A 15,093-nucleotide genomic window follows, 5' to 3' on the forward strand; every position below is an offset into this window, starting at 1 on the left:
CGCCGTACTCCTCGCGGGCGCCTTCCGTTCCCGGCGCCCGAAGTTCCAGGCACCTTCCTGTCTGCACCCCTCCAGGAGCACCCCACCGTGAATCAGCCTGCCGAAAACCAGCCCAAGGTCAGCCTCGCCCAGTCCTCCCCCACCGTGGGCACCTTCCGTGAGCGGGACGGTGCGCTGGAGTGGAGCGGACGTCAGGAGACCGTACGCATCGAGCCGTGGGGGCCGGACGCCGTGCGCGTGCGGGCCCGGCTCGGCGGTCCGGTCCTCGACGGGCTGCCGGGCGCCCTGCTCGACGAGCCGCCGGCCGCCGGGAGCAGCGTCAAGATCGAACAGGGGCGGGGGCGGCTGACGGTCGGCGCGCTCACGGTGGACGTCGACGCCGAGGGCCTGATCCGCTTCCTGCGCACGGAGGACGGCGGCGAGCTGCTGGCCGAGGAGCGCGCCCACTTCTGGTGGCCGGGCCCGCGCCTGTTCACGGCAGTCGGCAACGGCCACCACCGTCTGGAGCAGCGTTTCGCCGCGTACGACGACGAGCGGCTGTACGGCCTGGGCCAGCACCAGCACGGGCGGCTGGACCAGAAGGGGCTGGTCGTCGATCTGGTCCAGCGCAACGCCGAGGTCTCCGTCCCGGTGCTGACCTCCAGCCGCGGCTACACCCTGCTGTGGAACAACCCGGCGATCGGCCGGGTGGAGCTGGCGGGCAACGGCACCCGCTGGGTGGCCGACTCGGCCCGTCAGATCGACTACTGGATCACCGCGGGCGCCCCGGCCGAGGCGCAGCGCGCGTACAGCGCGGTCACCGGCCGCACCCCGATGCTCCCGGAGTGGGCGGCGGGCTTCTGGCAGTGCAAGCTGCGCTACCGTACCCAGGACGAACTCCTCGCCGTGGCCAGGGAGTACAAACGGCGCGGACTGCCGATCGACGCGATCGTGTGCGACTTCTTCCACTGGACGCACCTGGGCGAGTGGAAGTTCGATCCCAAGGAGTGGCCGGACCCGGCGGCGATGGTGCGGGAGCTGGACGAGCTCGGCATCAAGCTGGTCGTGAGCGTCTGGCCGTCCGTGTCGCCGCTGAGCGAGAACCACCCGGTGATGGAGCAGCGCGGCTACTTCATCGGCACCCAGTACGGCCCCCTGGCGCACGCCGACTGGCCCGACAAGGAGGTCGCCTCCACCGTCCAGGTCGCCTTCTACGACGCCACGAACCCGGACGCCCGGGAGTTCGTGTGGTCACGGGTGAAGGAGAACTACCTCGACGCGTACGGCATCAAGGCGTTCTGGCTGGACGCCTGCGAGCCGGAGCTGAAGCCCGGCTTCCAGGAGAACCTGCGCTACTGGGCGGGCCCGGGCCTGGAGGTCGGCAACATCTACCCGGCCGAGAACGCCCGCACCTTCTACGAGGGCATGGTCGCGGCCGGTGAGACGGACGTCGTCACCCTCAACCGCTCGGCGTGGGCGGGCAGTCAGCGCTACGGCGCCGCCCTGTGGTCCGGCGACATCGGCACCGACTTCGCGACCCTGCGCCGCCAGATCGCGGCCGGCCTGAACACCGCGCTGTCCGGCATCCCGTGGTGGAACACCGACATCGGCGGCTTCCACGGAGGCGACCCGGACGATGAGGCCTACCGCGAGGTCATGGTCCGCTGGTTCCAGTTCGGCGCGCTGTCCCCGCTGATGCGCCTGCACGGCTTCCGCGACCCGGGCATGCCGTTGGGCCCCGACATGACGGGCGGCCCGAACGAGGTGTGGTCGTACGGCGAGGAGGCGGGCGCCATCCTCGAGAAGTACCTCCACCTGCGCGAACGCCTCAAGCCGTACGTCCTCGAGGTGATGCGCGCCGCCCACGAGGAGGGCCTCCCGGTGATGCGCCCGCTGTTCCTCGAGTTCCCCGGGGACGAGGCGGCCTGGTCGGTGGACGACGCGTACCTGTTCGGCCCGGACCTGCTGGTGGCCCCGGTGCTGGAAGCGGGCGCGACGACCTGGACGGTGTACCTCCCGGCGGGCGCCCGCTGGACGGACGCCTGGACGGGCGAGGAGTACGAGGGCGGAGCGACCGTGACGGTCGACGCCCCACTGGACCGGATCCCGCTGTTCCTGCGGGACGGGGCGCGGCTGCCGGTAGCGGGGTAGCCGCATAGGAGGAGGGCGGCCGGTCATTGGGGGACGGCCGCCCTCGGCCATGCGTGGGTGCGGGCTCGACGTCATCCCCGCGGCCGGGGAGCACAGAAGGGGGTCACTGGGCGACGCCCGCCAGCAGCCAGCGGCGTACCGGCACCTTCAGCAGCACCCGGCCGCGACCCGGGCTCCGCGGGGCAGCGACGTCCCAGTCGTACTTCGCAGTGAAGGCCGCCGTGACCTCCGTCGGGAAAGCATCGCGGTACGCAGCCGCTTCGCCCTCCGCCACTACGGGCGCGTCACCGTCCTCCAGCACCAGGGAGACGCGGGACGTCTTCTCGATGTTGCGGACCTTGACCGCGCCCTCGTCGGCACCGATCCATCATGTGTCGTGGAGGTAGAGGAACCACACCGGCGTCACATGAGGAGAACCGTCCGGGCGTACGGTGCACAGCCAGGCGTTGCGCTCACGGGCGAGGCGGTCGAGGACAGCGGGCGTGGGCATGAGCATCCGCCCATCTCACCACCTGCGGCCGACATCCGGTAGGCGGCCGGATACCGGCCGTCAACCGGCACCGCGACAGAGGCCGCCACGCCCTGCGCCGGCCCGCTCGGTCGGGACCTCGGTCAGGCATCGAGGAGAGCCCGGACTTCCTTGACGACGACGGGACGTCGACAGGCTGACTGGTGTCGATGGTCGGCAGCGGGCCGCCCAGCCGCAAGGCACCGGGGTAGGTTGCGCGGATCGTGGCGATGCCTTCGGCGACCTGATCGGGCGTCAGTTGTGGGTCCCGGTGGCCGGGTGGCGGGTCCGTTGCTGGAACCGTTCGGCGGCGAGTGCGGGGGCGCAGTCGCAGAAGATCTTGATCATCGAGACCGGCCGTGGTGCCGTACGGCCCTTGTTCTTGAACCAGCCCATGGCGGCGTTCAGCGGGATGGAGGCGACACTGAGCAGGTTGTCGCCGAGGGTCTCCTCGCGAGCCAGTCCGACGACCACCAGCGTTCCTCCCGGTGCCAGGTGCCGGCGAAAGGTCGTGAGCGCGTCGGTGAACGGCAGATGGTGGATGACGGCGACACACGTGATGGCGTCGTAGGAACCGGCGGGGATCCCGGTGAGCGCATCCGCGATGGAGAACGTCACCGGGGCAGCGGGGGCGGTCAGTTCCTGCGCCCGGCCCTCCACGGTCTGCGCCAGCAGGACGGCGATGGTCATCGGTCCGACCCCGCCGAAGACGGGAGTGATCAGACGAGGGCGGGCGCATCGGGGCCGTCCTCCGGCATCCGGGCCCGCTCAGGGCGCCGCGTACGCAGTCGCCTGGATGCCGTACAGATCCGCGTACCGCCCGCCCAGCGCCAGCAGTTCCTTGTGTGTGCCGTGCTCGGTCAGTCTGCCCTTGTCGAGGACGAGGATCAGGTCGGCGCCGCTCACTGTCGAGAAGCGGTGGGAGACGATGACGGTCACGGCGCCCGTCCGGGTGGCCAGGGTGCGGGCGCGGTCCATGTAGCGCTGGAAGATGGCCTGTTCGCTCGGGGCGTCGAGGGAGGCCGTGGGTTCGTCGAGGACGAAGAGGAGTGGGTCGCGGCGCATGGAGGCGCGTGCCAGCGCGGTCTTCTGCCACTGGCCTTCGGAGAGGTCGACGCCGCCCAGTTCGCGGCCGAGCTGGGTGTCCAGGCCTTCCGGGAGGCGGGCGGCCAGGCCCTCGGCGTCGGCCGCGCGGACCGCCTCCGCGATCCGCTCGCGGTCGTCGATGTAGGGCAGGTCACCGAGTCCGACGGTCTGGGCGAACACGGTGTGGAAGCGCCCGAAGTCCTGGTACGCGGCGCTGGTCCGGGCCCGCCAGGCGTCCGTGTCGAGCGTGGCGAGGTCGGTTCCGTCGACGGTGATCCGCCCCTCGTCGGGCCGGTAGAACTTCGACAGCAGCTTCACCAGCGTCGTCTTGCCGGAGCCGAACTCGCCGACCACCGCGATCACGGCGCCGGCGGGCAGCGTGACGCTGATCCCGTCGAGCGCGCGGCGTTCCGTGCCGGGGTAGACGTATGACACGTCGGTGAGGGTGATGCCCTCGCGGAGCGCGTCCGGGCTGGGCGCCGTGCCTGCGGTGCGGTTCCGGTGCTCGGCGGCGTACTCGCGCAGCCACAGGTACGGGCCGATCAGCCGCATCGAGTCGATCGCCCCGCCCGCTCGCATCACCGCCTGCTGCACGGACTGGCGCAGCGCCGCGGCCACGGTGATCGTCAGCACCAGGTCGCCGGGCGTGCCGAGGCCCTGCGCCGTGCGGTGGCCGACGAGCGCGAGGCCCCCGCCGAAGCCGAGCGTGAAGACCGTCCAGCCGGCCGCCCGCAGCCATGCGGAGCGCATCCGGGCCCGGTAGCGGCCCTCGACCGCCTTCCCGTAGGCCGCGCTCTGCCGCCGTACGATCTCCTCCCCCGCGCCCGCGACCCTGAGCTCCTTGCCGGTCGCCGCGCGCGTGCCGAGCTTGAACAGATGGCGCTGCACGCGGTGGTACTCGGCGGTGCCGGTCTCGGCCGCGTTGATCAGCCGCTGGCCGCGGGCGTTGGCCCACAGCGGGAGCGCGGCGGCGGGCAGCAGGAGCAGCAGCCAGGGGCTGACCGTCCCGAGAAGCAGGAGCAGCACCACGAGCTGGAGCACGTCCGTGAAGATCGCGATGGCGCTCCACATGCTGGCGACGATGCCCCAGGCGGAGGTTCGGACCGTGGTCACGCGGTCCAGGTAGTCCGTGCGCTCCAGGTGCTCCAGGCCCTCCAGGGTCGCGATGTCGCGGTGGATTCCCTCATGGATGTCCGTCAGCCCGATCTTCTCGGTCGACATGATCATCAGGGAGCGGGCGCTCTTGTTCAGGGCGTGGGTCGCGGCGTATGCGCATGCCGCGCAGACCGCGCCCAGGACTGCGGTGTCGTGGTCGCCGGTGGTGACGCCGTTCACGGCGGTGCGCAGGGAGAGCGCGACTCCGGTGGTCGCGGCCACGCCGATCAGCAGTACGGAGAGGGTGGCCGCGGTGGCGGCCGGGATGCGGCGGCAGGAGAGCGCGAACAGCTCTCCCCACAGCGCGAGTGTGCGCCTCACTGGCACTCCCCTTCCTCGATGCGGTCCTCGTGGCCGCGCCGGAAGCGTTCGGCCTGGATCGCGAACATCTCGGCGTACGCGCCCTGTCGGGCGATCAGTTCGTCGTGGGTGCCGGACTCGGTGATGCGGCCGCCGTCGAGGAGCACGATCCGGTCGGCCTGGCGGACGGTGGACAGGCGGTGTGAGATCAGGACGACGGAGGTATCGTCGCCGCGAGCCCGCGAGAGCCGGTCGAAGACGTCGAACTCGGTGCGTACGTCGAGGTGGGCGGTCGGCTCGTCGAGTACGAGGAGTCGGGCGCCGGTGTGCACGGCGTAAAGCGCGCGGGCGAGGACGACCTGCTGCCACTGTCCGCCGGACAGGTCGACGCCGTCGGTGCGGGAGCGGGCGAGCGGGGTGTCCCAGCCGCCCGGCAGCCGCTCGAGGACGGCGGTCAGCCCGGCGTCGCGGGCGGCGGCTTCGAGCGCGGTGTCGTCGCGGGGGACGGAGGCCTGGCCGAGCGTCACGTTGTCGGCGGCGGAGAGTTCGTAGCGCACGAAGTCCTGGAAGACAACCGCGATGAGGCGGCGCCAGGCGTCGGGCGCCAGGCAGGCCAGGTCGGTGCCGTTCGCGGTGATGCGGCCGCCGGTCGGCTCGTACAGCCCGGAGAGCAGCTTGATGAGCGTGGACTTTCCGGCGCCGTTGAGACCGACCACGGCGAGGAGTTCACCGGGGCGGATCTCCAGGTCCAGGCCATCGAGGACGGTGCGCTCGGTGCCGGGGTAGCGGAAGGAGACGCCCTCGAAGCGAACGCGGAGGGGACATTCGGTGAGGGCCTCGGTGCCCTGCCGCGGCACGGGCACCGGCAAGAGTTTCTCCAGCTCCGCGGTGGCTTCGACCGCGGCCTCGGCCCCGGCGAGATCGCGGCCGTCGGCATAGTCGACAAGGGCCACCAGCGACCAGCCCGCGCTCAGCACGGCGGTGGCGAGGGCCGCCGACTGCGTGCCGTCCGCTCCGCCCGCCGCTGCCGGTACGAACACGGCGAGCAGGCAGCCGAGGACAACGAGTCCGTGCCCGATGTTCTCCCATACGAGGCGCACGGTCCGGCGCCACAGCGGCTCGAACATGGCCATCAGATGCCGCCGCTGCTCGGCGAGCATCCACTCGGCCAGGCCGAAGGTCCGTACGTCCTTCCCGGTGCTCGGCGACGTCACCGCATCCGCCCACACCCCGCCCTGCTGGGCGCGGTCGGCGCCGGTCAGCCACTGCCGGATCAGCTTCAGGAAGCGGCGTACGGAGCGGATGCGCAGCGCGACGACGGGCAGCAGGATCACGGGCACCGCCCACCACGCGAAGGCGGCCAGCACGGTGGCGGAGGCGACGAAGCCGCACGCGGCGCTGATGAACCGCAGCTGGGCGGCGGCGCCGTCGGCCGGGGTCCGCTCGGTCCAGTTCTCCGGGTCCGCGGAGGCGGCCTGGACGAGTTGCTGGGTCCTCGGCTGCTCCAGGGCGCCGATGGTGGGGACGGAGACGGCCCGGCGCAGGAGCGCGGCCCGGTGGGCGCCGACGATCCGGGCCTTGAGCAGCCAGTCCAGGGGTTCGATGAACGATTCGAGCAGGTGCGCGGCGAGGAGGAGGACGGTGAAGGCGGACAGTGGCCATAGAAGGCCGCCGAGGGCTCCGTCGCCGGTCAACCGTTCGGCGCGGCCGATGAGGTGCCCCATGGCCACCGCGGTCGCCGCGGGCAGCAGGGCCTGGGCGAGCAGAAGCAGCGAAAGCCCCGCCACCAGGGGGCGGGGTACGGTGCGGAGCGGGCGGAGCAGCTCGATGCGCTGCGTGAGTGGGCCGGACAGTAGTGGTCACCTCACGGGTTCCGATGACGGTGGAGCCGGCCCCGGGACGGGACCGGCTCCCTGTCGGTGCTTCATGGTGCCGTGGTGCTGTGGTTCCGTGCCCCTGGTTTTCTTACGGCGGTCAGCTGCTGGAGACGGTCAGGCTGTTCGTCTGGAAGTCCAGACCACCCGACGACGAGGTGATCTCGTAGCCGAACTGGACGTCTCCGATGGTCACGTTGCCGAACCAGCCCTTGGTGTCCTTGATCCACTTGAGGATCGGCAGGATGTTGACGGTGCCGGAGCTGGAGTTGGAGGTGCGGACGAACGAGAAGACGTCGTTCGAGCCGTTGTTGCCCTTGTAGACGGTCCAGGTGTGACCGCCCAGCGTCACGTTGCCCTGCGAGGTGCCGAGCGGCCCGACGGCTCCGGTCTTGTTGACCCAGAGCATGATCTCGTACTTGTAGCCGGTGTCCCAGATGTCGTACGACGTGTTGTACGCGCCGGACGACGGCACCGTGACGTTGTAGCTGCTGGACAGCGAGGAGAGCGAGGTGATCGCCTTGTTGATCACCTTCTTGGCGTTCGGGTAGGACTTGATGCCGCCGGTGTTGGGGTGGTTCGCCCACACGCCCCAGTTGGTGCCGGAGTTGGCCCAGATGCACTGGCTGCCGGCGCCGGAGCCCCAGATGTTGTTGTAGAGCGTGTAGCCGTTCAGTGTGGTGCTGCCCCACTGGTCGCAGGAGTTCCACACGGCGGCCTGGGCGGGGGCGGAGGCGATGCCGACGGTGGCGCCGAGCGCGAGCGCGGGGGCGATCAGCGCCTTGGTCAGCCTGTTCAGCGTGCGTATTGCCATGGTGTCCCTTCCATGGGTGGGGGGAATTGCTGCTGATCCTGCGGCCCCAGGGTGAGGACGCAGTCTTCGCCGGCGACGAGGTCGAGCGGGGTCGCGCCGGCGGAAGTCCTGAGGTCGACGCGGCAGCTGCGGGTGGGGCGCAGTACGGCTGTCGTGCGCTCGGGGCTCCAGGTGAGGTCGAGTTCGGCGCCGAACCGGGTCCGGACGCCGAGGAGCCGGCCTCGGGGGTACGCGGCGGGCAGCGCGGGCAGCAGCGCCAGCCGGCCGGGCGTCGACTGGACGAGTGCTTCGATGAGCACGGCCGGGAGCGTGTGGGCCGCGTCGGCGTTGTAGACGTCGAGGTGCGGGTAGTGCGCGCTCATCAGGGAGAGATGGAAGTAGTCGCCTTGCAGCACCTGGCCGAGGGCGTGCGCGACCCGGTCCGCGTCGCGCAGACGTGCGGCGACGAGCGCGTGGTGCAGGTGCCCGTGCGCCGAGTCGTTCTCGGCGCCGCGCAGTTCGAGCGCCCGGTGGGCGGCCGCGGCGAGGCCGGGCGTGTCATAGGGGTTGATCTCCTCGAGCGGCCACACGCCGTAGAGGTGGCTGAGATGACGGTGGTCGTAGGTGTCGTCCAGGCCCGGCCAGGCCCATTCGGCGAGCGCGCCGTCGGAGTTGACGCGGTGCGGCGGCAGGCGGTCGGCGAGGGCGCGCCAGTCCTCCGCCCGGTCCGGGTGGTAGGAGGCGGCCGTGAGCAGCGCGTGCCGGGCCGCCGAGAGGTCCATGGCGGCGTTGATCGCGCCCCAGCTCGCGTTCGCAGGCCGGTTCTCGGGCGAGTAGGAGGGGACGACTACGAGCCGTCCCTCCTCGTCGGTGCGGGTGAGGAAGTCCTCGTAGAACGCGGCGACCTCGGCGAGGACGGCGGCGGTGCGCGGGTCTTGCCCGCCGTAGGTCTCGTCGTGGTCGACGAGCGGCTTGAGCAGCCAGTCGGCGCCCGCGGTCCACAGGTGCAGCGGGTACTCCCGGCTGAAGTGGTACGCGTACCCGGACTCCCCGTCGGTGTGCGCGGGCGCGACGACACCCCGGGCGCCGTGGACGGCGCGGGCGTTCTCCCGCCAGTGGTCGAGTTGGCCGTGGACCAGCGCCGCGTGGGCTTCCGTGACCTCGGGCAGGGCGCCCGCCGACGCGGAGGCGGTCTGCAGGTTCAGGTTGGCGTCGGTGGTGAACGCACCGGACCACGCCGTGTTCCAGTCGCCGGTCCACAGGCCGGTCAGGCGGGGCGGGAGCATGCCGCTGGAGCTGAGCAGGTGGTAGCGGCCGGCGGCGAAGAGCCGCTCCACAAGGGCGGCGCTCGTGGGGCGCCGGAGGAGTTCGGAGCCGGGCAGGGCGCGTTCGGCGGCGTCCGCGTCGAGATCGAGGGTGGCGCGGAGGTAGGCCGGGCGGTGGCGGGCCAGATGGCGGTCGAGAAGTCCGGCGAAGGGCTCCTCGGACGGCAGCAGGACGCGCAGGGCACGTGCCTCCGCGAGGGCGTCCAGTTCGCCGGTGTGCCGGTGCACCCGGGTCAGCAGCAGCACCGACTCGGCGCCGGTGATGCGTACGCCCTGCGGGGCGAGGGCGGTCGTGCCGCCGGTGACGAAGGCCAGCGTCACCCCGGTGTAGGCGCGGTCGCTGCCCGGGTAGCGGGCGCGCAGGGTGAGGAGGGCGCCCTCGGCGGTGAGGACGGTGCCGTGGCCGACGGCCAGGTCGCGCGGGGCGCCGGGCAGCCGGTGGTCGAGGGACAGCTCGAGTACGGGGCCGGGTGCGGTCACGTACTGCACGATCACGTCGTCCGCGCGCGAGACGAAGACCCGGCTGCTCCAGCCCGCGCACCGCGCCGCCGTGACGCCCGTGGTGAAGTCCACCGACCGCCGGTAGTCCCGCCGCCCCTCCGCCGCGGGCCGCCGCAACCGCGTCTGGAACGCCGGGTGGAACGGCTGCACCCACTGCAGCTGCCGTCCGTCGGTGAAGCGTTCGGCGGCCGCGGTCTCGCCCGCGAGCAGCCGGTCCTGGAGGTCGGCGAGCCGGGAGGCCAGCTCGGGCGGCCGTGCGTGTTCGCTGCCGTTGGGGCGTACGAGGGTGTGGTGCGTGACGATGACCCGGTCGTCTTCCGGATCACCGAACATCATGGCGCCGTGTCGGCCGTTGCCGCTCAGGAAGGCGTCCTCCCAGCGGGCGGCGGGACGGGGCTCCCAGGTTCCATGGATGACTCCACCGGTCATGGGCGCAGCACCGCCACTCCGTATCGGCCGAGGGCGAGGGTGTCCGTGACCGTCCCGCCGGTGAGCAGGTCGTGGTGGGTGCCCGGCACCGTGACCTGGACCGGCTCGCGCCGGTGGTTGAGCACGAAGAGCAGGTCGCCGCGCCGGACGGCCTCGACCCCGGTGGGCAGATCGTCGAGCACGGGGCGTGCGCCCGCGTCGGCGGCGATGTCCGCGAGCAGGTCGCGCAGCGCGTCCGGCTCGGGGAGCGTGGACAGGTACCAGGCGCGGCCGGTGCGCAGCACGGCGGGGAGTCCGTCGAGTTCGCCGCCCTTGTAGCGGGCGGCCACGGCGTCGGGACGTGCGGCCTCGAGTTCTTCGGACCACAGGGTGCCGCGGAAGCCGCCTCGGGGGCCGTCGCACTCGACGGTCTCCCCGGCGTCCAGCGGCCACCACTCGTGCAGGGTGCCGATGCCGAACAGGTCCCGCAGCCGTGGGTCCATGCCGCCGGGCCGTATCCGGTCGTCCTCGTCGGCGACACCGGTCAGGAAGCCGCAGACGAGGGTGCCGCCGCCGCGGACGTGGCCCAGGAGGTTCTCGATCGCGGCGTCCGTGAGGAGGTGGAGCTGCGGGACGACGACGAGACGGTACGCGGACAGGTCGTGCTCGGGGTGGGCGAAGTCGGTGGTGAGGTGGGCGTCCCAGAGGGCGCGGTGCCAGGCGTGGAGGACGGCGGAGTGGTCGATCTCGGTGGAGGGGCGTCCGTCCTGCGCGGCCGCCCACCAGGAGTGCCAGTCGTGGAGGATCGCCACATCGGCCTTGAGGTGACTGCCCGTCACCTCGCCTCCGAGCCGCGCCAGCTCCGCGCCGAGCCGCTTGACCTCTTGGAAGGTGCGGCCCTGCTCGCCCGCGTGGCTGACCATGCCCGAGTGGAACTTCTCCGCGCCCTGCCGGGACTGCCGCCACTGGAAGTAGCAGACGGCGTCGGCGCCGCGGGCGACGGCCTGGAGGGACCAGAGGCGGCCCAGGCCCGGGGGCTTGGGGTGGTTGACGCCGCGCCAGTTGACGGGTCCTGCCGCCTGCTCCATCAGCATCCAGGGTCCGCGGGCCTGGGAGCGGGTCAGGTCCTGGACGAGCGCGCCGTGCTGGGCGCCCAGCGGATCACGCGGGTCGGGGTAGAGGTCGACGGAGACGACGTCCTCCTCCCCGGCCCAGCGCCAGGCGTCCTGCCCGAACCACAGCGGCATGAAGTTGGTGGTGACCGGGATGTGCGGGGTGTGCCGGCGGACGATGTCACGCTCGGCGACGTAGCACTCCAGGAGCATGTCGGAGGTGAAGCGCCGGAAGTCCAGCACCTGGGTGGGATTCTTCATGTAGTGGGGCTGCCGGGGCGGCAGGATGCCGTCCCAGCTGTCGTAGCCCTGGCTCCAGAAGGCCGTGCCCCAAGCGGTGTTGAGCGCCTCGAGCGTGCCGTACTTGGCGCGGAGCCAGCGGCGGAACGCCGCGGCCGCCTCGTCGCCGTAGTCGAAGGTGCAGTACTCGTTGTTGATGTGCCACATGGTGAGGGCCGGGTGGCCGGCGTAGCGGGCGGCCAGGTCCTCGGTGATGGCGGCGGCGTAGCGCCGGTAGGTGGCGCTGGAGTGCGAGAAGTGCTGACGGCCGCCCCACCACTCGATGCGGCCGTCGTCGTCGCGGGGCAGGGTCTCCGGGTGCAGCCGGCCCATCCAGGGCGGTGGCGAGGAGGTGGGAGTGGCGAGGACGACGCCGATGCCGTTGCCGTGCATCAGGTCCATCAGCGTGTCCAGCCAGCCGAACTCCCGTGCACCCGGGTGGGGTTCGAGCTTCGCCCAGGAGAAGACACCCAGCGTCACGGAGTTGACCCCGGCGTCCTTCATCAGCCGGACGTCCTCGTGCCAGGTCTCCTCGGGCCACTGCTCGGGGTTGTAGTCGCCGCCGAAGAGGATGCGGCCGCGGGTGACGTCCGCGAGGGTGGGCCGTGCTCTTTCGGCCATCAGACGGGCTCCCCGTACTGGATGCCGCGCCCGTTGGTGGCGAGGTAGACGCGGCCGTAGACGCGCGGGTCACCGGTGATGGCGTCGCCGATGTACCCCCACTGGTGGGCGTCGTCGTTGATTCGCACCCAGGTCCTGGCCTCGTCGTCGGAGCGATAGACGGCGGTGATGCTCTCCGTCGAGCCGACCTGGTAGATCGCCGGGTAGTCGGCGCCGTCGGCGGCCTTGCCGAAGCCGAGGACGTACGAGGCCCAGCAACTGCTGACCTTCGAGAAGGTGGCACCGCCGTCGGTGGAGCGGTACAGCCCGTTCCACTTGGTGCTCAGCCACAGGTCACCGGAGCGCCCGGGGGCGGCGACCAGCTTGAACTGGGCGTCGCCCAAGGGCAGACCGGTCGCGCCCTCGGTGAAGGTCAGGCCGCCGTCCGTGCTGACGAGGACCGATCCCGTGTCGGCGTCGAACACGTAGAAGCGGGTGGGATCGACCGGGTCGGCGACCGGCGTGGCGCCCTTCGGGAAGGTGGAGATCTCGGTCCAGGTCGCGCCGTTGTCCGCCGAACGCTGCGCCGGGTACCTCGTGCCGTCCCCGGCCACGAAGGTCCACAGCACCACACTGCCGTCGGCGTTGGTTGCGATCGGCCCGGGCGCGTCCTTGGCGGTGGCGGGCTGGGACGCGAAGGGCGCCCAGGTCTGCCCGCCGTCGCCCGAGTAGGCGCCGTTACCGTGGTCGCCCCAGCCCGAGCGGACGACGTACGACGGCTTCTTCGTGGCCTGCGCAAGTCCGGTCGCCGTCCCGAACGCGGGGTTCGTCGCCATGCCGCGCGACGGGGACGCCGTGAGCCGCTCGTGGTACAGCACGCCGATGTCCCCGCATGCACTGATCAGGTGCGCGGTTCCGGCCGGGGGTGAGATCAGCTGGCGTACGGCCGTCTCCTCCAGGCCGCGGATCTGCGGGGCCCAGTTCTTCAGGTCGCGCGTGCCGTAGAGGGTCGCGCCCGTGCCGTAGACGACGTGCCGGGAGTCGTGCGGGTCGAGGGCGAGCGCCTGGATCCACCAGCCGAACTTCGGCTTGCCGGCGCCGAACGTGAGGAACGGGGTCTCGGAGACGTCGAGGACGGCCTTGTCCTTCAGGGACGTCCAGGTGCGGCCGCCGTCGGTGGTCCGGTACAGGGTGTCGACCTCGGCCCAGCGGTTGTTGGTGGAGACGACGACGGTGCCGGGGCGCTGGGCGTCGACGGCGACCCCGCCGTAGCCGAAGGTGTCGGCCGAACCGTCACTCGCGGTGCCGCCCGGCTTGGCGGGGGTGACCTCGGTCCACTTGCCGCTCGTGGTGTGGAGCTTGTGGACGCTGCCGTCGGACTGGCCGTTGGGGCCGGGCGCGTTGGCGTACGTCACGTACAGCTCGCGTGTGTGTCTGTCGTACGCGGCGCGGATCGGCACCTTGGCCGCGGTGCCGGTGGGCTGTCCGGGGACGGCCTCCCAGGTCGTGCCGTCGGGGGTGCGGTACAGGTTCGCCGAGCTGCCGTCGGAGTCGCCCCAGCCGGCATAGACGGTACGGCCGACGGCGACGAGGAGGACGACGCCCTGGCCGGAGGCGGAGGGAGAGGGCGGGAATCCGGGCGCGGCTGCCCAGGTGGCGCCCCGGTCGGTCGACTTCAGCAGCCCGTCGTGCCGGGTGCCCAGCCACAGGGTGTCGCTGTTCCGCGGGTCCACCAGCAGCCGCTCCCCCGCGCCCCGGCCGTCCTCGTTGGCGCCGAGCTTCACGTTGAGGTCGGTGCGCTTCCAGGTGGCGCCGCGGTCGTCGGAGCGCAGCACCGCTCCATTGCCGGCCCAGGACTGGGTGTACGTGCCGAGGGCGAGGTAGAGCCGGTCGGGGTGGGCGGGGTCGACGGCCATGGCCTCGACGCCCAGGAGGTTCCAGTCGTCCCAGCCCATGTGGTCGATGAGGGGGGTCCAGTGGGCGGCACGGTCGTCCCAACGGTAGGCACCGCCGATGTCGGTGCGGGCGTAGGCGAGGCCGCGCACCGAGGGGTGGAACAGCACGCCGGTGATGAAGCCGGTGCCGCCGATGGCGGCGTTGCGCCAGCGGTACGCCTGGCCGGCGGCGGTCGTGGCGGTCTCGGCGGCATGCGCGCGCCCGGGGAGGAAGGGGACGGTGGTGAGCGCGGCGGCGGCCGCGGTTCCGGCGAGGACGGCACGTCTGCTCAGGGGGTGGGACGCGTGCATGACTTACCTCGTTCTGTGGGCTCGGCGAGATCCCGGAGGGGGGAGGTGACGCGTTGCAGGCGCCATGGCCGACCGCGGGGCAGGAACAGGTCGGCCACGGCGGGACTGAGGAGCGCCGGGCGTCAGCCCTTGATGGCGCCGGTGAGCATGCCCTTTTTGAAGTGCCGTTGGACGAAGGGGGAGGCGACCGCGACGGGGATCAGTGCGAGGACCATGACGGCCATTTGCAGTCCGAGTGCGGAGAGCTGCCCCGTACGCACCGCCTGCTGGAGGCCGGTGGGGGCCTCGGTGTTCTTCTGGACCAGTTGGATGAGCACGTTCTGCAGCGGCATCATCTGCTGGTCGGTGAGGTAGATGGAGGCGTTGAACCAGGCGCTCCAGTACCCGACCGCGTAGAACAGGGAGATGACGGCCAGCACGGCCCGGGACAGCGGCATGATGATGGTCAGCAGGATGCGCAGGTCACTGGCCCCGTCGATGCGGGCGGACTCGGTGAGTTCGGGGGAGATCCCCATGAAGAAGGCCCGCAGCACGAGGATGTTGAAGACGCTGACCGCGCTCGGCAGGATCAGCGACAGATAGGTGTCGGTGAGCCCCAGTGACTGCACCAGCAGGTACGTCGGGATGAGGCCGGCGCCGAAGAACATGGTCGTCATCATGGTCATCAGGAAGAACCGGTGGCCCAGAGTGCCCGGCCGGGACAGGCCGTAGGCCGCGAGGACCGACACCGTCATCGAGAACAGCGTGCCGGCGAGCGTGACGCCGACCGAGACCAT

Annotated in this window: 10 protein-coding genes and 1 pseudogene; 1 reads left to right on the plus strand and 10 read right to left on the minus strand. The window is 71.7% G+C overall.

Annotated features, from left to right (window positions below; genetic code table 11):
• The first annotated feature begins 87 nt into the window (after positions 1-87).
• Entirely contained in the window at positions 88-2,130 is a 2,043-nt protein-coding gene (locus tag ACIRC0_RS34470) for a TIM-barrel domain-containing protein (protein ID WP_403624383.1), read from the plus strand.
• A gap of 103 nt (positions 2,131-2,233) precedes the next feature.
• Here ACIRC0_RS34470 and ACIRC0_RS34475 read toward each other — a convergent pair whose 3' ends face one another.
• The 10 genes and pseudogenes from ACIRC0_RS34475 to ACIRC0_RS34520 form a co-directional block, all read right to left on the minus strand.
• Positions 2,234-2,431, minus strand: a complete 198-nt coding sequence (locus ACIRC0_RS34475) for a hypothetical protein (protein ID WP_403624386.1) — start codon at positions 2,429-2,431, stop codon at positions 2,234-2,236.
• Between the two features lie 66 nt (positions 2,432-2,497).
• Positions 2,498-2,620 carry a pyridoxamine 5'-phosphate oxidase family protein gene (locus ACIRC0_RS34480; RefSeq protein WP_403624389.1) on the minus strand — a complete coding sequence of 41 codons (123 nt, stop codon included), beginning with the start codon at positions 2,618-2,620 and terminating at the stop codon, positions 2,498-2,500.
• 363 nt (positions 2,621-2,983) lie between these two features.
• Positions 2,984-3,289, minus strand: a pseudogene (locus ACIRC0_RS34485) (class I SAM-dependent methyltransferase); the annotation flags it as partial.
• A gap of 117 nt (positions 3,290-3,406) precedes the next feature.
• Positions 3,407-5,200, minus strand: a complete 1,794-nt coding sequence (locus tag ACIRC0_RS34490; protein WP_403624392.1) for an ABC transporter ATP-binding protein — start codon at positions 5,198-5,200, stop codon at positions 3,407-3,409.
• A complete protein-coding gene (locus ACIRC0_RS34495; protein ID WP_403624395.1) occupies positions 5,197-6,966 on the minus strand; it encodes an ABC transporter ATP-binding protein in 1,770 nt (589 codons plus the stop codon). Before ACIRC0_RS34495 ends, ACIRC0_RS34490 begins: the two co-directional genes overlap by 4 nt.
• A gap of 187 nt (positions 6,967-7,153) precedes the next feature.
• The gene (locus tag ACIRC0_RS34500; protein WP_403624398.1) at positions 7,154-7,867 is read right to left on the minus strand and encodes a hypothetical protein; all 714 of its coding nucleotides are present in this window, start codon (positions 7,865-7,867) and stop codon (positions 7,154-7,156) included.
• Entirely contained in the window at positions 7,849-10,101 is a 2,253-nt protein-coding gene (locus ACIRC0_RS34505; protein WP_403624401.1) for a glycosyl hydrolase family 95 catalytic domain-containing protein, read from the minus strand. The genes ACIRC0_RS34500 and ACIRC0_RS34505 overlap by 19 nt, the downstream gene beginning before the upstream one ends.
• On the minus strand, positions 10,098-12,092 hold the full coding sequence (locus ACIRC0_RS34510) for a beta-galactosidase (protein ID WP_403624404.1): 1,995 nt from the start codon (positions 12,090-12,092) through the stop codon (positions 10,098-10,100). Before ACIRC0_RS34510 ends, ACIRC0_RS34505 begins: the two co-directional genes overlap by 4 nt.
• Positions 12,092-14,317, minus strand: coding sequence for a WD40/YVTN/BNR-like repeat-containing protein (locus ACIRC0_RS34515; RefSeq protein WP_403624407.1), 2,226 nt, complete (start codon positions 14,315-14,317; stop codon positions 12,092-12,094). The genes ACIRC0_RS34510 and ACIRC0_RS34515 overlap by 1 nt, the downstream gene beginning before the upstream one ends.
• Before the next feature lie 122 nt (positions 14,318-14,439).
• The coding region (locus ACIRC0_RS34520) for a carbohydrate ABC transporter permease (protein WP_403624409.1) at positions 14,440-15,093 on the minus strand (654 nt) is incomplete at its 5' end.

Origin of the sequence: Streptomyces sp. NPDC093984 (assembly GCF_044764595.1) — a bacterium.
Classification (GTDB): domain Bacteria; phylum Actinomycetota; class Actinomycetes; order Streptomycetales; family Streptomycetaceae; genus Streptomyces; species Streptomyces cynarae.